At 40.6% G+C, this 16162-nt stretch carries 17 protein-coding genes, 2 tRNA genes, 1 rRNA gene and 1 pseudogene; 6 read left to right on the top strand and 15 right to left on the bottom strand.

Features of this window, described 5'->3' with window-relative positions:
* Both eno and Q0O89_RS08820 read left to right on the top strand, forming a co-directional pair.
* Positions 1–790 (top strand): annotated as a pseudogene (eno, locus tag Q0O89_RS08815) (phosphopyruvate hydratase); the annotation flags it as partial.
* Between the two features lie 95 nt (positions 791–885).
* Positions 886–1293 carry a DUF2251 domain-containing protein gene (locus Q0O89_RS08820; RefSeq protein ID WP_273381856.1) on the top strand — a complete coding sequence of 136 codons (408 nt, stop codon included), beginning with the start codon at positions 886–888 and terminating at the stop codon, positions 1291–1293.
* A gap of 85 nt (positions 1294–1378) precedes the next feature.
* Here the strand turns inward: Q0O89_RS08820 and fucO are convergent, their stop codons facing one another.
* The 8 genes from fucO to Q0O89_RS08860 all read right to left on the bottom strand — a co-directional run bounded on the left by fucO (position 1379) and on the right by Q0O89_RS08860 (position 10533).
* Positions 1379–2530, bottom strand: a complete 1152-nt coding sequence (gene fucO / locus Q0O89_RS08825; RefSeq protein ID WP_293731373.1) for a lactaldehyde reductase — start codon at positions 2528–2530, stop codon at positions 1379–1381.
* Positions 2531–2600: 70 nt separating this feature from the next.
* Positions 2601–3887 (bottom strand): L-fucose:H+ symporter permease, encoded by a 1287-nt coding sequence (gene fucP / locus Q0O89_RS08830; protein ID WP_276986017.1) that lies wholly within the window; start codon positions 3885–3887, stop codon positions 2601–2603.
* A gap of 45 nt (positions 3888–3932) precedes the next feature.
* On the bottom strand, positions 3933–4583 hold the full coding sequence (locus Q0O89_RS08835) for an L-fuculose-phosphate aldolase (protein WP_135709029.1): 651 nt from the start codon (positions 4581–4583) through the stop codon (positions 3933–3935).
* A 10-nt stretch (positions 4584–4593) separates the two neighbouring features.
* Positions 4594–5028 (bottom strand): L-fucose mutarotase, encoded by a 435-nt coding sequence (fucU, locus tag Q0O89_RS08840; RefSeq protein ID WP_135709028.1) that lies wholly within the window; start codon positions 5026–5028, stop codon positions 4594–4596.
* 13 nt (positions 5029–5041) lie between these two features.
* Positions 5042–6499, bottom strand: coding sequence for an L-fuculokinase (fucK, locus tag Q0O89_RS08845; protein ID WP_293731374.1), 1458 nt, complete (start codon positions 6497–6499; stop codon positions 5042–5044).
* An 87-nt stretch (positions 6500–6586) separates the two neighbouring features.
* On the bottom strand, positions 6587–8347 hold the full coding sequence (gene fucI, locus Q0O89_RS08850) for an L-fucose isomerase (RefSeq protein WP_293731375.1): 1761 nt from the start codon (positions 8345–8347) through the stop codon (positions 6587–6589).
* A 221-nt stretch (positions 8348–8568) separates the two neighbouring features.
* The gene (locus tag Q0O89_RS08855; RefSeq protein ID WP_135709025.1) at positions 8569–9321 is read right to left on the bottom strand and encodes a DeoR/GlpR family DNA-binding transcription regulator; all 753 of its coding nucleotides are present in this window, start codon (positions 9319–9321) and stop codon (positions 8569–8571) included.
* Positions 9322–9465: 144 nt separating this feature from the next.
* A complete protein-coding gene (locus tag Q0O89_RS08860; RefSeq protein WP_293731376.1) occupies positions 9466–10533 on the bottom strand; it encodes an AI-2E family transporter in 1068 nt (355 codons plus the stop codon).
* 93 nt (positions 10534–10626) lie between these two features.
* On the opposite strand from Q0O89_RS08860, the gene Q0O89_RS08865 reads away from it, so the two are divergent.
* Together Q0O89_RS08865 and Q0O89_RS08870 are read left to right on the top strand one after the other, a co-directional pair.
* A complete protein-coding gene (locus Q0O89_RS08865; RefSeq protein WP_273395755.1) occupies positions 10627–10902 on the top strand; it encodes an alternative ribosome-rescue factor A in 276 nt (91 codons plus the stop codon).
* Between the two features lie 8 nt (positions 10903–10910).
* Positions 10911–11204, top strand: a complete 294-nt coding sequence (locus Q0O89_RS08870) for a DUF5377 family protein (protein WP_273395753.1) — start codon at positions 10911–10913, stop codon at positions 11202–11204.
* A 107-nt stretch (positions 11205–11311) separates the two neighbouring features.
* Here the strand turns inward: Q0O89_RS08870 and Q0O89_RS08875 are convergent.
* The 5 genes from Q0O89_RS08875 to mutY all read right to left on the bottom strand — a co-directional run bounded on the left by Q0O89_RS08875 (position 11312) and on the right by mutY (position 14162).
* Positions 11312–11387: transfer RNA gene (locus Q0O89_RS08875), tRNA-Asn, on the bottom strand.
* A 5-nt stretch (positions 11388–11392) separates the two neighbouring features.
* Positions 11393–11468: transfer RNA gene (locus tag Q0O89_RS08880), tRNA-Phe, on the bottom strand.
* Between the two features lie 217 nt (positions 11469–11685).
* On the bottom strand, positions 11686–12762 hold the full coding sequence (gene mltC / locus Q0O89_RS08885; protein ID WP_293731377.1) for a membrane-bound lytic murein transglycosylase MltC: 1077 nt from the start codon (positions 12760–12762) through the stop codon (positions 11686–11688).
* 13 nt (positions 12763–12775) lie between these two features.
* Positions 12776–13048, bottom strand: coding sequence for an oxidative damage protection protein (locus Q0O89_RS08890; RefSeq protein WP_293731378.1), 273 nt, complete (start codon positions 13046–13048; stop codon positions 12776–12778).
* Positions 13041–14162 (bottom strand): A/G-specific adenine glycosylase, encoded by a 1122-nt coding sequence (gene mutY, locus Q0O89_RS08895; protein WP_293731379.1) that lies wholly within the window; start codon positions 14160–14162, stop codon positions 13041–13043. Before mutY ends, Q0O89_RS08890 begins: the two co-directional genes overlap by 8 nt.
* 90 nt (positions 14163–14252) lie before the next feature.
* Here mutY and trmB point away from each other — a divergent pair, with 90 nt between their 5' ends.
* Positions 14253–15011 (top strand): tRNA (guanosine(46)-N7)-methyltransferase TrmB, encoded by a 759-nt coding sequence (gene trmB, locus Q0O89_RS08900; RefSeq protein ID WP_293731380.1) that lies wholly within the window; start codon positions 14253–14255, stop codon positions 15009–15011.
* A gap of 23 nt (positions 15012–15034) precedes the next feature.
* Complete coding sequence (locus tag Q0O89_RS08905) at positions 15035–15376, top strand: YggL family protein (protein ID WP_293731381.1); 342 nt, start codon at positions 15035–15037, stop codon at positions 15374–15376.
* A gap of 92 nt (positions 15377–15468) precedes the next feature.
* Here Q0O89_RS08905 and Q0O89_RS08910 read toward each other — a convergent pair whose 3' ends face one another.
* Positions 15469–15813: a hypothetical protein gene (locus Q0O89_RS08910; RefSeq protein ID WP_293731382.1), complete on the bottom strand. Its 345-nt coding sequence runs from the start codon at positions 15811–15813 to the stop codon at positions 15469–15471.
* 67 nt (positions 15814–15880) lie between these two features.
* Positions 15881–15996, bottom strand: a 5S ribosomal RNA gene (rrf, locus tag Q0O89_RS08915).
* Between the last annotated feature and the right edge of the window lie 166 nt (positions 15997–16162).

Raw genomic sequence — 16162 nt, forward strand, 5'->3', positions numbered from 1 at the left:
TGGTGCTAAAACATTAAAAGAAGCATTACGTATCGGTGCTGAAGTATTCCACAACCTTGCTAAAGTATTAAAATCTAAAGGTTTAAGCACAGCGGTTGGTGACGAAGGTGGTTTCGCGCCTAATCTTGAATCTAACGCAGCAGCATTAGCATGTATCAAAGAAGCAGTAGAAAAAGCAGGTTACGTTTTAGGTAAAGATGTCACTTTAGCGATGGACTGCGCATCTTCTGAGTTCTACAACAAAGAAAACGGTTTATACGAAATGAAAGGTGAAGGTAAATCATTCACTTCTCAAGAATTTACGCACTACCTCGAAGGTTTAACAAAAGAGTACCCAATCGTGTCTATCGAAGATGGTCAAGATGAGTCTGACTGGGAAGGTTTCGCATACCAAACTAAAGTACTTGGCGACAAAGTACAATTAGTGGGTGATGACTTATTCGTAACGAACACCAAAATCTTAAAAGAAGGTATCGAAAAAGGTATCGCAAACTCAATCTTAATCAAATTCAACCAAATCGGTTCATTAACTGAAACTTTAGCAGCAATCAAAATGGCTAAAGATGCAGGTTACACAGCGGTTATTTCACACCGCTCAGGTGAAACCGAAGATGCAACTATCGCTGATTTAGCGGTGGGTACAGCAGCAGGTCAAATCAAAACCGGTTCAATGAGCCGTTCAGACCGTATTGCGAAATACAACCAATTAATCCGTATCGAAGAAGCATTAGAACGCGCAGGTACACCGGCTCCGTTCTTAGGTTTAAAAGCGGTTAAAGGTCAAGCATAATTTGCTTTCTAAAACGCAATAAATTCGCACCGCACTTTTAAAAAGTGCGGTGTTTTTATATCCTAATTCTACAACCTTATTTACAAGGAAAACGAATGTTACATTTAGTTTTAGAAGATAAACATTTGCTCGGTCAAGCAAAACGCCAAGGCGCACATTCTACGGTTCACGATCATTTTGTGGTGATGTTTGAAGATGATGGCGAAACAGGTTATTTCTATGCTTTAGATCTACGCAATCAAGAAAGCCCTGTGGTTGATAGCTTGTTTGTTTACAGCAGCAATGACATCGAAAATAAACACGAAGCACGCCAGTTGCAAATCTGTTGGACAGAAGACGGCAACCAAGCTTTCTTGCTCATCAATGGCTACCCACACGCTTCCTTTGATTTCACACGCTTAGTGGGCTACAACCACAGCAAATTTCCAACCCCGGAATTTGGCAGTATGTGGTCACGAGAAGAAATCAATGAAGATTTGGTGAAGAAGTGGTTGAATTTGTAGAAATCAGGGCTTGATACGCCATCAAGCCCTGATTTTATTTGTCGCATAATACTTAAATAGGATGAGGTTACATTAGCGATCAGCGCTAAAATGCGATTTTATAAACTTCCAAAATTTCATCCGCAGTGCAATCTCTCGGGTTGCCGCCTGTGCACACATCATTAAAAGCATCCACTGATAACGCCGGCAGATCCGCTTCCTGAACCCCAATCGCAGAAAGTTTTTCCGGAATACCCACATCTTTGGCAAGCTGTTTTACCGCATTCACCGCCGCATTGCGATATTCTTCCGGTGACATTTGATCAACACCCTGAACTCCCATAGCGCGTGCGATTTCACGATATTTTTCACCGGTAAAATCTTTATTAAAATCCATCACATAAGGCAATAACACCGCATTCGCAATACCATGTGGCGTATCATAATAGGCTGAAAGCGGATGAGCCATACTATGCACAACACCCAGCCCAACATTTGAGAAGCCCATACCCGCGACATATTGCCCCAATGCCATACCTGCACGTCCTTCCGGCGTATTTTCTACTGCCCCACGTAGGCTACGAGAAATAATCTCGATGGCTTTCAAATGTAATGCATCCGTTAACTCCCAAGCACCTTTTGTGATATAGCCTTCGATAGCATGGGTCAAAGCATCCATTCCCGTTGCTGCCGTTAATCCTTTTGGCATCGATGACATCATATCGGGATCAACAATAGCGACAACAGGAATATCATTCACATCCACACAAACAAATTTACGTTTTTTGGCTTCATCGGTAATCACATAATTAATGGTCACTTCTGCTGCAGTACCTGCCGTTGTCGTCACCGCAATAATAGGCACACATTTATTTTTAGTTGGCGCCACACCTTCAAGAGAAAGTACATCGGAAAATTCGGGGTTATTAATAATAATCCCAATGGCTTTCGCACTATCAATTGGTGAACCACCACCAATGGCGATTAAATAGTCTGCGCCAACTTGTTTAAAGGTTTCCACACCTTGTTTAATAATATCCACACTAGGATTCGCTTTAACTTCATCAAAAAGCACATAATCCAAATTAGCTTGTTCCAAAAGTGTGGTAACTTTTTCCGCTACTTTAAATTTCACTAAATCCTTGTCAGTGACGACAAGTGCTTTTTTAAACCCACGACGTTGCGCCTCGGTAACCACATTCTGCACGGCACCAGAACCGTGGTAACTGGTTTCATTAAGGATCATTCGATTTGCCATAATATATTCTCCTTACTTCATATAATGAACAAATAAAAAGTGCCGCCAAACGACCGCACTTTTAAGATAATTATTTCAACACTTTCCAGCATCTGAATCCATAGATAGCGATAACAATGAAACAGATGAGTGGAAGAACAAATGAGAAGTTCACTGCCGGCATGCCTGCCACAACACCTTGGTCAATAATCATACCTTGCAATGGTGGCATTAATGCACCACCCACGATCGCCATAACTAAACCGGCCGCACCTAAAGCAGATTCTTCTCGCTGTCCATCCAAGGCAATACCATAAATAGTTGGGAACATCAGTGACATAAATACAGATGTTAAAACTAAACAGTAAAGTCCCACGATGCCATCAATAAACATTACACCCAAGATACTGAAGAAACCGCCAACGGCAAACAAGAATAACATCACTTCCGCTTTTAAAAATTTCATCACAGCTGTACTAATAAAACGGCTACAGATAAATAGTGCCATCGCAACAATATTCCAGTTTTGCGCTTCGGCTTTAGTAAGACCAATACGTTCAGCATATTGAATAATAAATGTCCAACACATAATTTGCACGCCGACATAAAATACTTGCGCAATGACGCCTTCACGGTATCTCACATTAACAATTAAGCGTTTAAACGCGTCTTTCGGCGAAATATATCCTGCTTCATCTGTTTTTGTCGCAGGCATTTTATAAAGTGCAATAATGATAAACACCGCCAATACAATTAATCCAATGACCACATAAGGGTTGCGAATCATCGCCAAATCATGGGTTTTAACTACAGCTTTCTCAGCCGCAGACAAGGTATTAAAAATAAGATTACCTGCCGCATCACGTTTTTCGGAATCAAGGTTAGTTAAAACAATTTGCGATGCAACAAACATTCCCGTAATCGATCCTAATGGGTTAAAGGATTGCGCAAAATTCAATCTACGCGTAGCTGTACTTGGATCACCCATAGATAAAATATAAGGGTTCGCTGTTGTTTCAAGGAACGCTAGACCAAAGGTGAGAATATAAAGCGACCATAGGAAGAACGAGAATTGCTCAAACATTGCAGCAGGAATAAATAAGAATGCCCCGACCGCATACAACGCTAAACCTAATAAAACACCCGCTTTATAACTATAACGACTAGCAAATAATGCCGCTGGAATCGCCATTGTTCCGTAGCCACCATAGAAAGCAAATTGCACTAATGCCGCTTCAGAGGCTGGAATTTCCATGACCGTTTGGAACACTGCCACCATCGGATTAGTAATATCATTCGCAAATCCCCACAACGCAAACAACGATGTAATTAAAATAAAGGGGACAATAAATTTTTTCTCAAGCACTTTAGCACTCATAGAATATTCCTTCTAAACGTTTAACCTGTCATTTGCAACACATTCTCATTTTTCTTCGACCCAAGACCCGTAAGACTTGAATTTCTCTAACACAAAACGCATTTCATCTTGGGATAACACTGGAATCGGTTTACCTGTAGCTAATAATTTCAGATACCATTCTGAAATAACTTCCACTTCATGAGCGATATGCAACGCTTTGTCTAAGGTTTTATCGGTTGTAATTAAGCCGTGGTGAGCCAATAAAATAGCTTTACTTTGTTTAATACCATCACGTACATAATCCGCGAGTTGGTGAGTACCAAAAGTGGCATAAGGAACACATGGAATATGATCGGTTCCCGTACAAGCAATCATATAGTGAATGGCAGGAATCGCTTCCCCAAGAATCGAAACCGCGGCACAATTACGTGAATGATTATGTACAACAGCGTCCATTTCAGGACGAGCTTCATATACGGCTAAATGGAATTGCCATTCACTGGACGGCAATTTGCCATCTTCGTGTTGCCCGTTTTTATCGACATAAACAATAGAATCTTCGGTCATTTCTTCATAAGGTGTACCCGTTGGGGTAATAAGCATACCGTCTTGATAACGCACGCTCACATTTCCTGCAGTTCCTTGATTTAAACCGAGTTTAGTCATTTCTAAACAAGTAGAAATAATTTGACGAGAGAGTTCTTTACGATTCATAGTAGATTCCTTATTTCACAGGTGTCACACCTTTTTTAATAATAATATTGCCGTATTTTGCCAATTCGCCTGTAATCACCACGGCATAAGCCGTTTTAGCGCGATCATAAAAAGCGAAACGTTCAATACGTTGTAAATTTGGTACATTTCCCACCGCACTTTTAATCGCGGCAAGATAGCGTTCTTCTACGGTAGGATCCAAGCTGTCGCCTTCTACGGCTTGCATCATGATCAACGGCGCATCCACATAAGCGTCATATTCAAACAATGGGCTAATCCCTTCCAACAAAGTGGCAACACCAATTCCGTCTGCGCGAATGACGCGATGATGAAGTTGATGTGCAGGGAAATGAGCGTCCGATAAGACAAGTTCATCGCCATGTCCCATTTCGGCGAGCACTTTTAATAATTCAGGCGAAATCGCCGGATGAATACCTTTTAACATTTTTCGCTCCTTGTTAATTTTGTTGTAAAAGTGCGGTGTAAATTGCGGTATTTTCTGATGGCATTATGCGTTTTTTAGCCGCTTGCATGGCTTGCTGTGCTTGTTCTGCATTGGCATACACGCCAACGCCTGCAAACACGAACATCGCGGCACCTAACACCGTACTTTCTGCCACATCGACCACATCAATCGGCAAGCCTAAAACATCCGCGCGAATTTGATTCCATAACCGATTTTTTGAACCGCCACCCACACAAATTAGGCTTTTCGCTTTGAAATGACTAACTTGCTCAAGCACATCCAATCCTTGTTTTAGTTGGTAAGCCATATATTCCAATGCGGCACGGTAAATTTGCCCCCGTTGGCTGTGCATAGAAAGCCCGACAATTTGCCCTACGCCGCTGTGGTGATCAGAATTAAATACGCCTTGTAAGGAAATACCGCCCGCGCCTGCCGGCTGTGCTTCACCTTCCGCAATCATGGTGGAATAATAACGATCCGTTCCTGCCACATCGGCAAACAACAATTTACCGATCCATTCCATAATGCCTGACCCCACCCACTGCACCGCCGGATTATAAGTTTGCGATTGCGCGTCAAATTCTGTGGTTAAACCTTGTGGCACAAATTCAAAATGTGGTTCTGCTTGTTGTGTACGAGCCATCAGAATTTCCCATGTACCCGAACTTAACACCGGTTGATTTAACGCTGCGCCTGAACCAAAAACGGCAAATTGGGTATCATGACCACAGGAAATTACAGGAATAGGATTTAACCCAAATTGTTCACAAAGTGCGGTCTGTAAAACACCTATTTTTTCGCCCGCGCTTTTCATTGGTGGAAAATGAGAATGGGTTAATCCTAATTTAGAAAGCACCTCCACATCCCAATCATTGGCTTGCAAATGGGTCATCATCGATGTCCCCGCCATGGTGCGATCCGTGGTCAATTCCCCTGTTAAACGGTAAGTGAGCATGGAAGAAATAAATACCCATTTATCCATTTGCGCAAAAATCTCCGGCTGATTTTCTTTGAGCCAAATAAGTTTAAATAAGGTATTGAAACTGTATTGCCCAATGCCATTGCGTTCATATAAGGCTTTTACATCAAAATAATGGTCGAGCTTTTGCATAACTGGCAATGTACGCGGGCATTTCCACGAAATAATGGGATAAAGCTGATTGCCCTGTTGATCAAAAGGCGCACCGTCCACACCAAAGGTGGTCACTCCGATACCCACAATATTGGCAAGATCAATCTCTTTTGCTTTTAAGGCGCTTAAGGTTTGTTCCGCACACAAGGTGAGTTTTGACCAAATTTCATCAAAATCCCAAATATGGTAATCCGGGCTTTCTGTACCTGTTTGCGTATTATTCGCAAGGTGATGTGCTGCGATAATTTCGCCTTTCTCATTCATGGCAATGGTGCGTAAATTGGTAGCACCACAATCAAAAATTAGGGCTAATTTCATATTAGACTCCTTGAAAGTGCGGTCAAAAATGGATGATTTTTTTGATTTATAGGTGGGCAGCTTCGCCCACCGTCTTATGTTGTTAAGTTATTTATAAAGTGGCCCAAAATTCTCGCAAGCACGGTAATCTTGACCTTCTTTATCTTGACCAAAACCACTCCATGCACTTGGGCGGAATACTTGTTGATCATCCACGTTGTGCATACAAACCGGAATCCGCAACATAGACGCTAAGGTAATGAGATCTGCACCAATATGACCATAAGTCGCCACACAGTGATTTGCGCCCCAGTTCGCCATCACAGAATACACATCGGTAAAGGCGCCTTTGCCTGTTAAACGTGGTACAAACCAAGTGCAAGGCCAGGTTTCATTCGTCCGTTTCATTAAGGTTTCATGGACGTCTTCAGGTAATTCAATTGACCACCCTTCTGCGATTTGTAAAACAGGGCCTAAACCTTTGATGATATTTAAACGGTGCATCGTAAACGGCATACCGCCTTTGGTGACAAATTGAGAAGAATAGCCACCACCACGGAAATATTCATGCACCGCAGGACACCATTTGGTATTCGCTAAACAACGTTCGCCATCTTCTGGGGTTACATCCCATGCCGGTTTAATGGTTGGTTTACCATCCGCATAATGATGCTGACCGCTACCGTCTAATGCAGCGGATCCTGAGTTGATTAAATGGATAAAACCACTTTCAGGACGGAATCCGGTGACACGTTCAACAGAATCTTGGCTCCAATAAGTACGCACATCCGCAAAGACTTGCGCTTGTCCGGTGAGTTGATGACCTAATAGCATACATACGCCGTTGAGTGAGTCATTTTCGGTGGCGAGAATATAAGGCGGACGTACACCATTCCAGTCATAAGTTGAGTTAAGCATGGCTTCCATAAAATCGCCATTTGGTAAATGATCTGTCCAATGACGTTGACCTTGGAAACCAGCAGCAATAGCATTGTGACCTAATGCTTCTTCCCCAAAACCTAACTCGGCAAGACGTGGATTACCCACCATTAAATCCCGGGCAATCATGGTCATTTTCACCACATTTGCCCAAAGTTCTTCACGTTCTGCCAGTGTACGTTGATGTTCCGGTGTATTCACATCAACGCCTTCAGGGCAATGTGCTTTCACCCAGTCAAAGGCTAATTTGAATTCTTCTTCATCATAAATATGGCGATCCAAACGGCGTTTGATTTCCGTCATATCCACATATTCGTTACGCATACCAAGATAGTCTTGGAAGAACGGTTGATTTACAATAGATCCCGCAATCCCCATGGAAACCGAACCGATAGAAAGATAAGATTTACCGCGAATGGTTGCTACCGTGAGTGCGGCACGGGCAAAGCGCAATAATTTTTCTTGTACATCCGCAGGAATACTTGTGTCGTCTGCTTCTTGCACTTCTGTACCATAAATAGAGAATGCAGGTAAACCAAGTTGTGAATGGCCTGCCAATGCTGCCGCTAAATAAACGGCGCCTGGGCGTTCGGTACCGTTAAATCCCCAAATGGCTTTCGGCATATGGGGATCCATATCGATGGTTTCAGAACCATAGCACCAACAAGGCGTCACTGTAATGACCGCCCCCACATTGGCTAATTTAAATTTTTCAGCACAGGCAGCCGCTTCTGCGACACCACCGATACAAGTATCAGCAATCACACATTCCACAAAAGAGCCATCTGTATGACGAATATGCGTTTGTAATAATTCTGCAACAGACTTCGCCATATTCATGGTTTGCTCTTCTAAAGATTCACGAACTCCCATACGGCGACCATCAATGGTTGGGCGGATACCAATTCTAATCGGAGTTGATTTAATCATAGACTTATTCCTTCTTAATGATTGATTACTCAGCTAACAAGATTGTTAGTACTCTGTACTGCTTGAGAATATTGTTAACCGTCAACAAAGAAAGAACCTAATATTTTTTCAATTTTGCATGATTTTTGTGACAAAGATCACATATTTCGGTCAAAAACACACATATGAAATGCCCGATTTGTTCAAGAAATAAAACAAATCGGGCATTTAGTACAATCTCATTATGCTGTTAAAACTAAAATATCGTATTCATGACAATACTTTTCTAACTCATAAGGAAGGGGTTTATCTGTTGAAATCACATCCATTTGTGAAAGTTCCCCTAATAAAATCAAATTTTTCTTTTCAAATTTAGAACTATCCGCAATCAGAATTTTCTGCCCTGAAGCATCCAGCATTTTTCGTTTTAAAGAGGCATTTACTTCATTACTCTCCCAAATTTTGCCTTGGCTATCTATGCCGGTACAAGAAAAAATCCCAATATCAATATGCAAACGTTCTAATAATTTTTCAGATAATGGCCCATAAAAAGCATCATATTTACTGGAATAGACACCACCAGTTGCAATGGTTCTAATATTAGGTTTATTCACTAATGCCGTGATGTTGTGCATAGAATTCGTGACAACGGTACAAGGAATATCGGGTATTTGTTGCGCGAAATGCCAGCTGGTTGAACTGGCATCTAAACCAATTACAGAGCCTTCAAAAACATAATCTATGGCGTTTAACGTAATCATACGTTTGATCTCTGCATTGGTTCGTTGGCGAGTTTGAAAAGAGCGTCCAATATCTCGTGCTTTTACACCCGCTGCGCCGCCATGGGTACGATAAATCAACCCACGTTGTGCCAACGAATTCAAATCTCGGCGAATAGTTTCCACTGAAACAGAAAAGTCTGCGGCTAATGCCGCTACCGAAACATTGCCCAGTGTATTAATTCGTTGCAAAATCATTTCTTCACGTTTTTGCATAAAAACCTCACGTCAATTCGGTCAAAACGGTCATCTCATTATACTCTCCATATCAATCAACTTGCCAAATAATTCTCTTACAAATGCTCATAAAAAAAGTGCGGTTAATTTCAACCGCACTTCAAAAATCAGCCTAAAATAAAACTAAACTGTTCTATTTTCCATACTATCAGGCCACGCATTCACCACCGCTTTCACTAACGTTGCCAAAGGAATAGCAAAAAATACGCCCCAGAAGCCCCATAATCCGCCAAAAATCAGGACGGCAACAATGATAGTTAAGGGGTGTAAGTTAACCGCTTCGGAAAATAAGAATGGAACGAGTAAGTTACCGTCCAGCAATTGGGACACCACATAGGCAATGAGCAAATACCAAAATGTAGAATGATCGCCAAATTGGGCGAGAGCAAGGGCAACAACGGGGATAGTGACGAGTACTGCGCCTACGTAAGGAATCAGGACAGAGAGCCCTACTGCCACCGCTAATAAGAGCGCATAATTCAAGCCAAAGAATAAGAAAATGATATACGTCACTACGGTCACAATCGCGATTTCAAGCAATTTACCACGAATATAATTTGCAATTTGTTGTTGCATTTCTTCCCAAACATTGAAGGCTAACATGCGATTTTTCGGTAAAAAACGCACTAATGAGCCGATTAATATCTCTTTATCTTTTAACATAAAGAACATCATCAAGGGAACGAGAAAGGCGTAAATGCCGATAGTGACCAAATTCATAATGGAACTTAAGGAAAATTTCACCACGCTTTCACCAAACAGTAAGATTTTTTCACGTGTTGCACTAAAAATGCTTTCAACCATTTGGTAATCCACTAATTCAGGATAGCTCTCAGGCAAGGTTGCCATCCAGGCATGAAAACGGTTAAACATATTCGGTAAATCGCTGAGTAATTTGATTGTTTGGTTGACTAAACTTGGCATCAGCCCCAGCACAATGGTTAGCACTAAAGCAATAAAGCCGCCCAGCATTAAGGCCACTGCGAGCATACGCGGCATTTTAAGGCGTTGATGCAAAAATTTAATGGGCATTTCCAATAAATAAGCAAGCACAATGGCAATCAGTAATGGGGCGATTAGATCGCTGAAGAAGTAAATAGCCACAAAGCCAAAGAGCAGAATCGCGGCTAAGCTCATTGCTTGTGGATCGCTAAAGCGGCGTTCATACCAACTTTTGAATAAATCAATCATCTTAAATATCTCTCAATCAAAATTTTTATTGATTATAAGTTAAAATTCTTGGGAATTACATATATAATGAGCGCCGTTTATTTGGAGGAAACTATGGCAAAACAAAAAACAATGCGCCTTGATATTTCCCACATGCAAGGCAATACCACTTATCAGCATACTCGTGGTGAAATTAAAGATAATGCGATTCAAGCGTTATTGCACGATCGATTATTTCGTCATCGTGTTGAGAAAAAATTAAAAGGAAAAGGTAGTTATCAGCGTAAAGCGAAGCATAACCATCGCTATTTTGAAAAGCCCGATCATAAAATATCTGTTTTGAGAGATTTTATAATCGGGTTTTTAACAGTGAATACAACAATACATTAGAGGTAATTATGTCAGTAAAAACAGAACTTTTATATAATAATAACTGGAATGTGCGCATTAGTGACCCAGGTGAAGAAGGGGCTACCAGCCACTTTTTTGAAACTATTTACATCACTCTGGAAGCGCATATTCATGGCGACAATGTGCAATATGAATTTACGCGTAAAGTGGAAAACGAAGTGAAAATTCACCGCACTTTTACTGATTTAAATGAACTCTTTATTTTCTTGGCGGATTATTTAGATCCTGTTTCATTAGGCAATTTAGGCGTCAAGATTGGGCAACTAGGGTTGGCAAAATAAACATAAGTATGACTAAAAGGATGTTTATGCATCCTTTTTTAATTTCATAGGTGTAATAGACAAAAAAGCAAAACCCTGATAACTTTCGTTATCAGGGCTTCTTAATATGGCTCCTCCTGCGGGACTCGAACCTGCGACATATGGATTAACAGTCCACCGTTCTACCGACTGAACTAAGGAGGAATTGATGGTGCCTCGAGGCGGAATCGAACCACCGACACGGGGATTTTCAATCCCCTGCTCTACCGACTGAGCTATCGAGGCGTTACGCTATCGCGTTAACACGTGGCGTATTATAAGGATTTAACATGAGTGGTCAACAGTTATTTTCAAAAAATTTCAATTTTCTAATTGTTTGCTTGTTTAATATTCAGAATGAATACAAAACACCCAAGAAAAACGCTATTTTTTCATTCTTTATGCAAATTTTAGCCACAAAAAAATCCTTACAATTTTCATCATAAGGATTTTTTAATACAAATTACTGCGCCCTACGATAACCTCGTTGAGCTTTATCTACTTTGACCAAATAATTGCGTGCTTGTGCTGACGGATGGCTTGTAGTTAATATGCGATAAACTTGCTCCGGTTGCATTCGGTTAATGATCTCAATCGCTTCTTCCAAGTCATTACTAAAGACACGCAACACCGCACCTGCGCCACTATTGTAAGCAGAAATCATGGCATAACGCATAGATGTTGGGTTTTCAATACCAGCAAGATATTCATTTCTTAACAGCCACAGATAAGATACACCTGCATCAATATTCTTCTCAGGATCAAATAAATAAGATTTATTTGGCTGCCCACTACGACCTTTCATTTTGAAGACATCTCGACCAGCTGTATGAGGAACAACTTGCATTAATCCCATTGCATTAGCATAACTAATCGCATAAGGGTTGAAACTCGATTCTGTTTGCATAATACCTAAAATCAAACTTTCATCAATACCATATTGGCGAGAAGATTTACGGACATAAGGTAAATATTTACGAGCACGAACATTAACATGGTTTGCAATCATTTGAATTGCCACAAATTGCACTGTACGCCCATTTGACAAACGGCGCTGTTGCAATTTATTTTGAATCAAATAAGTCGCAAAATTATTGGCAATATTCACATCGGTAATAGACTGACCAAAATTATTGACAACCTGTCCAACTAAGAATGGACGACTACTAATAGGGGTATCACCAGAAGCAAATAAATCGATCCCTTTCGCATCAGATCCCATTAATAATGTATGCACGATTGCACTATGCAAACGGCTAGCATCAGCTAAGGTTTCAATGACAATTCGACCGTCATCAAAACTAATATGACTGCGCGTATAATAACTATCCGTGTATTTCACATAGTCTTGACGGCTTGCAACGAGTAACTCATTGACCCCCCAAATTTGATCAATGTTTTGTGAAAATTGCCCCGTTAATATATCCAATCCATGAGTATCTTTTGAAAATACATCATCCAATTCAGTAGTACTTGACGAACAAGCATACAAAAATGGCAAAATCGCCAACACTAATAATTTTCTTAAATTCAGCTTCATTATTTACACTCAATTATTCTGCCGGTGGTATATAACCATCAATATGCACTTCTTTCCCTTCAAAAAGAAAATTGATCATTTCCGTTTCTAATAATTGGCGATGCTCTGCGTTCATCATATTTAATTTTTTTTCATTCACCAACATTGTTTGTTTTTTCAACCACTCACCCCAAGCTTGTTTGCTGATATGATTAAAAATACGTTTGCCCAATTCCCCTGGATAAAGCTGAAAATCCAAGCCTTCAGATTCTTGTTTTAAATAGGTACAAAATACTGTTCTAGCCATTCTGATGTCCTTTTTGAAATTCTAATAGCAAATTTTTAACTGGCGTAGCCAAGCCAATAGGCTCGGGATTTTGCGGATCATACCAATATTTAACCGCACTTTGTACTGAAGATTGATATTCCATCTGAATTTCTTCAATTTTTTTCCAATCGCAACGATCTTGGTCAAAATTATCGCAAGCAAGTTCCGCATAGATGGGATAAATATCCAAATGAAAATGACTAAACGTATGCCGAAAAATCGTCCACTCCTGATATTGTCTAATCCCTTGCTTGCGTAACTCAGCGATTAACGCCTCTTTCGTTTCAAATTGAGGAAAACAATATAATCCCCCCCAAAGTCCTGAACTTGGTCGTTGCTCCAAAGCCACTTTGTTATTCTGAGCCAAAATCAGAAAGTAACTTTTTCGTTCAGGTAATGTTCTCTTCGTTTTTTTAGCAGGAAAATTCCCCCAAGAATGCGTTAAATTTGCACCGCACTTTAGCTTTAAAGGGCAAATATCACATTTAGGTTTTGTTCTGGTACAAACTAAAGCCCCAATATCCATCATTGCTTGGTTAAAATCAGCCGTACGATCCCGGGGGGTCACTTCCGCACTTAACACCCAAAGGTGATTTTCCACTTTTTTCTCACCCGCCCAACCTTCGACACAAAAGTAACGCGATAATACACGTTTCACATTGCCGTCTAAAATAGGATAAGGTTGTGCAAGCACAGAAGATAAAATTGCTCCAGCCGTGCTCCGCCCAACACCTGATAAGGCTAAAACCTGTTCAAATTGCGTCGGAAATTCGCCATTAAATTCATCTCGAATTTGTTGTGCGGCCTTATGTAAATTGCGTGCTCGTGCGTAATAGCCTAAGCCCGTCCATAAATGCAACACTTCATCTTGTTCTGCATTAGCAAGTGCAGTGATAGTAGGAAATGTTTTGATAAAGCGTTCAAAATAAGGAACAACTGTTGCCACTTGGGTTTGCTGTAACATGACTTCCGATAACCAAACGCTATAAAGTGTCTTATTTTGTTGCCAAGGTAAATGTTTGCGCCCAAACTGATCAAACCAAGTTAAAACGCTATGGGCAAAGGGGGCTGAAGCGGAAGATATTGCTTGCATACAGAACTTAAGTGCAGTTAAAAATGAGCATGGATTTTAGCATAATAACGCCTTATAATTCACGCTGATTTAATTTTGGCTATCGAAAATATGACTGAACAGAAACAAACCTTTGCAGATAAAAAACGTAAAACCGTAGAAACCGCAGAATTTACCGAAGATGGACGTTACAAACGTAAAATTCGTAGTTTTGTACTGCGCACAGGGCGTTTAAGCGAATTCCAACGTAATATGATGAATGAAAATTGGGCAGACTACGGTTTAGATCATCAGATGAAACATTTTGATTTTGAAAAGATCTACGGCAATACCAACCCTGTGGTACTAGAAATTGGGTTTGGTATGGGAAAATCATTGGTTGAAATGGCAGAACAAAACCCTGATAAAAACTATCTCGGTATTGAAGTACACACCCCTGGAGTAGGTGCTTGCTTAGCTTATGCTATTGAAAAAGGCGTAAAAAATTTACGTGTTATTTGTCATGATGCGACTGAAATTCTACGTGATTGTATTGCTGATGGTAGTCTTGGCGGTCTACAGCTTTATTTTCCAGATCCTTGGCACAAAGCCAAACATCATAAACGCCGTATTGTTCAACCGCACTTTGTGGAAGCAGTAGTAAAAAAACTAGCTGTTGGGGGATTTATTCATTTCGCTACGGACTGGGAAAATTATGCCGAACACATGTTGGAAGTGTTACAATCTGTACAAGATACTGTAGGTATTCGTAATACATCGATAACTAACGACTATATTCCGCGCCCCGACTTTCGTCCGCTAACGAAGTTTGAAGCTCGTGGCCATCGACTTGGGCATGGTGTTTGGGATTTGTATTTTATAAAAGATTAACCAATACATAATAGGAGAATATTATGGCTATTAAACGTAACGCACGCCAACGCAAAAAAATGCACTTGGCAGAATTCCAAGAATTAGGTTTCTTAGTTAACTGGCAATTTGCTGAAGGAACTGCAGTCGAGCAAATCGATACCACAGTTGACCGTTTTATTACTGAAGTAATCAAACCAAACGGCTTGGCTTATGAGGGTAGCGGCTACTTACATTGGGAAGGTTTAGTTTGCCTTGAAAAATTAGGAAAATGCGATGAATCTCACCGCGCTTTAGTAAAAAACTGGTTAGAAAATAATGGGTTACAACAAATTGAAGTAAGCGAATTATTTGATATCTGGTGGGATTATCCTACTAGAGGGTAATGATTAACACTTAAGCAGGTGTAATAAACAAACTAGTTTATTACACCTTTATTTACTATGCCTACTACCTCGTTATCTCTCCAATAGAATACTTATTTACACTCTTCTTCGACTTCCATCGGTTTGATCGCTTGATTAATCATTTGTGTTACTTGTGATGGATTATTGGCCGTAAATACCTTACCTCCCGTTGCTCGAGCAGCACAGTTAGCCGCTTCTGCATGACCAATATCAACCACATTTATTTTTAGTTTAGGTTTGGTGCGCGCTAAATGCTTAGCTAATTGACATACGTCACCTTGTTGGCAAGTATCAATACCATCACTGATCAATAAAATAAACGCCTCTCGGTTAACCCCATCAATCATAGAAGCGGCTTGTTTTAATCCACTATATAAAGGTGTTCCGCCAATAGGATGATTGAGAGCCGGATACATTGAACGGATTTTTTTCTTTAAAGCAAAACCCCGAGCCTATCTCTAGACTCGGGGTTCTTTATCTCTTACCTGGCGGTGACCTACTCTCACATGGGGATACCCCACACTACCATCGGCGTTACGGCGTTTCACTTCTGAGTTCGGCATGGGGTCAGGTGGGACCACCGCACTATCGCCGCCAAGATTATTCCTTTGATGACTTTATCTTTACTTCTCTATTTTCTTCATTCTTTAAATTTCGAAACAAGCTGCTCTGATTAATCTCTTTCTCTGTCTACTTTAGTTAGTTTTTACTTCGCTTCTTTGTCTTAGCAAAAACACTTGAGCGTTGTATAGTTAAGCCTCTCGG

This window comes from uncultured Actinobacillus sp. (assembly GCF_945915845.1).
Classification (GTDB): domain Bacteria; phylum Pseudomonadota; class Gammaproteobacteria; order Enterobacterales; family Pasteurellaceae; genus Exercitatus.